Source organism: Azoarcus sp. TTM-91 (genome assembly GCF_012911025.1).
Taxonomy (GTDB): Bacteria; Pseudomonadota; Gammaproteobacteria; order Burkholderiales; family Rhodocyclaceae; genus Azoarcus.
On record NZ_WUEI01000210.1, the window covers coordinates 1 to 3,560 of the forward strand.

General features: G+C 69.2%; 3 protein-coding genes. 1 reads left to right on the forward strand and 2 read right to left on the reverse strand.

The annotated features are described in order from the left end of the window. Positions 1–181 precede the first annotated feature (181 nt). Positions 182–559 (reverse strand): DUF779 domain-containing protein, encoded by a 378-nt coding sequence (locus tag GRF61_RS23590; protein WP_169153057.1) that lies wholly within the window; start codon positions 557–559, stop codon positions 182–184. Between the two features lie 93 nt (positions 560–652). Next, on the reverse strand, positions 653–2,173 hold the full coding sequence (adh, locus tag GRF61_RS23595) for an aldehyde dehydrogenase (protein ID WP_169153058.1): 1,521 nt from the start codon (positions 2,171–2,173) through the stop codon (positions 653–655). A gap of 526 nt (positions 2,174–2,699) precedes the next feature. Between adh and GRF61_RS23600 the strand changes: the two genes are divergently transcribed. After that, positions 2,700–3,371 (forward strand): Fis family transcriptional regulator, encoded by a 672-nt coding sequence (locus tag GRF61_RS23600; protein WP_169153059.1) that lies wholly within the window; start codon positions 2,700–2,702, stop codon positions 3,369–3,371. The last annotated feature ends 189 nt before the right edge of the window (positions 3,372–3,560 follow it).

Genomic DNA, 3,560 nt, shown 5'->3' on the forward strand with positions numbered 1-3,560 from the left:
CCCGTGGCAGCGGAAAAAGGAGGCCGGCTGGCGCCCCCCCCCCAGGGCCAGTGAAATAACAGGCAGGCCCGGCGCACGACGCATCCGCCGGCAGAGTCCACCAAGCTCAGCTCGCCAACGCCAGCCCGGCCCTCCATGCACCGCCGGCGGGCAAGGGCCGCGCTGCTGCTTCTCTCCCCGTTCAGCGCCCCCGCCGGGCATCCTCCTCCGCGATCTCCGCCCACTCCGCATCCTCGAACAGCCGCGAGCGGGTCAGGAAGCGCAGCCCCTCCGGGTTCTCCAGCGAGAACATGCCGCCGCGGCCCTCGACCACGTCGATGATGAGCTGGGTGTGCTTCCAGTATTCGAACTGCGGCCGGCTGATGTAGAAGGGCGCGCCGCCGATCTCGCCCAGCTGCACGTCGCTGTCGCCGACGAGGAACTCGCCGCGCGGATAGCACATCGGCGAGCTGCCGTCGCAGCAGCCGCCGGACTGGTGGAACATCAGCGGGCCATGTTTTGCGGCCAGCTTGTCGATCAACGCCAGCGCAGCCGGCGTCGCAGTCACTCGCGGAACCATCGCTTGCCTCCGTGGAAAACGCCTTCCGGAAAACAAAAAGGGCGGCCGTTCCCGGCCGCCCCAAGCCTGCTCACCAAGCAGGAGGGAGGAGCATCAGAAGAAGCCGAGCGCCTTCGGGCTGTAGCTCACCAGCAGGTTCTTGGTCTGCTGGTAGTGGTCCAGCATCATGCTGTGGTTCTCACGGCCGATGCCGGACTGCTTGTAGCCGCCGAAGGCCGCGTGCGCCGGGTAGAGGTGGTAGCAGTTGGTCCACACGCGGCCGGCCTTGATGGCGCGGCCGAAACGGTAGGCGCGGCTGCCGTCGCGGGTCCATACGCCGGCGCCCAGGCCGTACAGGGTGTCGTTGGCGATGGCCAGCGCTTCCGCTTCGTCCTTGAAGGTGGTGACCGACACCACCGGCCCGAAGATCTCTTCCTGGAAGATGCGCATCTTGTTGTTGCCCTTGAACACCGTGGGCTGGATGTAGAAGCCCTCCGCCAGATCGCCGCCGAGCTGGGCGCGGCCGCCGCCGGTGAGGCACTGGGCGCCTTCCTGGCGGCCGATGTCCAGGTAGGAGAGGATCTTCTCGACCTGCTCGTTGGAGGCCTGGGCGCCGATCATGGTCTCGGTGTCCAGCGGGCTGCCCTGCTTGATGGCCTTGACCCGCGCCAGGGCGCGGTCCATGAAGCGGTCGTAGATGGATTCGTGGATCAGCGCGCGCGAGGGGCAGGTGCACACTTCGCCCTGGTTGAGCGCGAACAGCACGAAGCCCTCGATGGCCTTGTCGAAGAACTCGTCGTCGGCGCTAGCCACGTCGGCATGGAAGATGTTGGGCGACTTGCCGCCCAGTTCCAGCGTCACCGGAATCAGGTTCTGGCTGGCGTATTGCATGATCAGCCGGCCGGTGGTGGTCTCGCCGGTGAAGGCGATCTTGGCGATGCGCGAGCTGGAGGCCAGCGGCTTGCCGGCTTCCAGGCCGAAGCCGTTCACCACGTTGAGCACGCCCGGCGGCAGCAGGTCGGCGATCAGCTCCATCAGCACCAGGATGCCGGTGGGCGTCTGCTCGGCCGGCTTGAGCACGACGCAGTTGCCCGCCGCCAGGGCCGGCGCCAGCTTCCACGCCGCCATCAGGATGGGGAAGTTCCACGGGATGATCTGGCCGACCACGCCCAGCGGCTCGTGGAAATGGTAGGCCACGGTGTTCTCGTCCACCTCGGAGAGGCTGCCTTCCTGGGCGCGCACGCAGCCGGCGAAGTAGCGGAAGTGGTCGATGGCGAGCGGGATGTCCGCCGCCAGGGTTTCGCGGATGGGCTTGCCGTTGTCCACCGTCTCGGCGTAGGCCAGCACTTCCAGGTTGGCTTCCATGCGGTCGGCAATGCGGTTGAGCACCTGGGCGCGCTCGGTCACCGAAGTGCGGCCCCACTTGTCGGCGGCGGCGTGGGCGGCATCCAGCGCCAGGGTGATGTCTTCTTCGGTGGAGCGGGCCACCTGGCAGAAGACCTTGCCGGTGACCGGCGTGACGTTGTCGAAGTACTGGCCGCGTACCGGGGCGACCCACTTGCCGTTGATGAAGTTGTCGTAGCGGCTCTTGAACTGGACCTTGGCGCCGGCCTGGCCGGGCAATGCGTACAGCATGGTGTCTCCTCCTGTTTTCACCGTTGCGCCAGCGCGTCCGGGGCTTGGCCGGGCGCGGCAGGCACCGCGTTTGTGGAGCCGGGGGCTCCGCTGATGATGGCGGGAACGTTCCGGCACTGCTGCCTGAGCGACTCGCTGATGTCGAACGCTGAGCGTCGCCCCACCGGTTCAGCATGGACCATGCCACCAGCGCTTGCCCACGCCGGCTGACCGGCGGGAGAGCGCGCGCCGCCGGGGGCGGAGCAGGAGCAGGCCGGCATGGCGCCCGGCGCAGGCGAGGTATGCAAGATGCCTTGCGCCGGCGAGGTCGGGGTGTGCAAGCACCTGCTCCAGTTCTGAACACCTGTTCCATTTCGTCGCAACGCCACGGAGCAATCCCTGCCCGCCTGGCATTGCTGCGCTACGGCATGGTTGTTGCGTTCTCGCCGGCATGGCCGCCACCAGCCCCCCCTGCCCCCTGCCGGCGGCATCGGCGACGCCGGAACGCAATCCCTTCCGCGCGCTGGCCCTATCCCCGATGCCCGCCATGCCTGCGCCCCCTGCCGCGGATTCCGACGGCAGCCGCGCACACCTGCTCGCCTTCGCCCTGCCGGCCGCCGAACAACTGCACCGGCTGGCGGACAGCCCGGATCTCACCGTGCTGCTGGCCGACCGCGACGGCCTGGTACTGGCCGCCATCGGCCACCTCGCCATCGCCCCTGGCAGTGCCCGCATGGAAGCCATCGCCGGCGCGCCCGGCGGCAGCAGCGGGCTGTGCCTGGCCGAACCCATCGCCACCCGCACCCGTGGTCTGCTCGGCCTGGCGGACGCCTCGGCGCGGCTGTCCCACGGCGGTGTGGTCAGCCTGCTCTCCCTGCTGCGCACCACCGCCGAGCTGATAGAACACCGCCTCACCGAAACCGCCCCCGGTGGCTGCATCGCCCTGCACCTGCACAGCCACCCGGAACTGCTGGGCACGCCGCTGGAAGGGCTGATGGTGTTCGACGCAGAAGGCCGGCTGCTGGCCAGCAACCGCCACGCCCGCCGCCTGCTGGCGCTACCCACCGAAGCCGAGGGCAGCACCTGCCTGGACTGCGTCGGCCAACCCTGGCCCGCCCTGCGCGCCCGCCTCGGCCGCTTTCCGGCGCCGCTGCTGCTGGACGGACGGGACGGCCAGACGCTGGCGGCGCTGGTGCGGGTCGTGGGGAGCCCTGGCTGAGGGCTGGAGTGGCGGACTGGCACGCGCCAGCCCACATGGCCGGGCGGTGGCTTCGTCGCCTGCCTGATCCAGTTCCTGCGTTCTCTCCGGCAATCCCGGCCGTCTCGGCTTCAGCGCTTCTTCATCGACCGTCCCCAGACAACAAGCGGAGAAGCGACGGCCTTCTCCCCTCTCCCCTCTCCCCTCTCC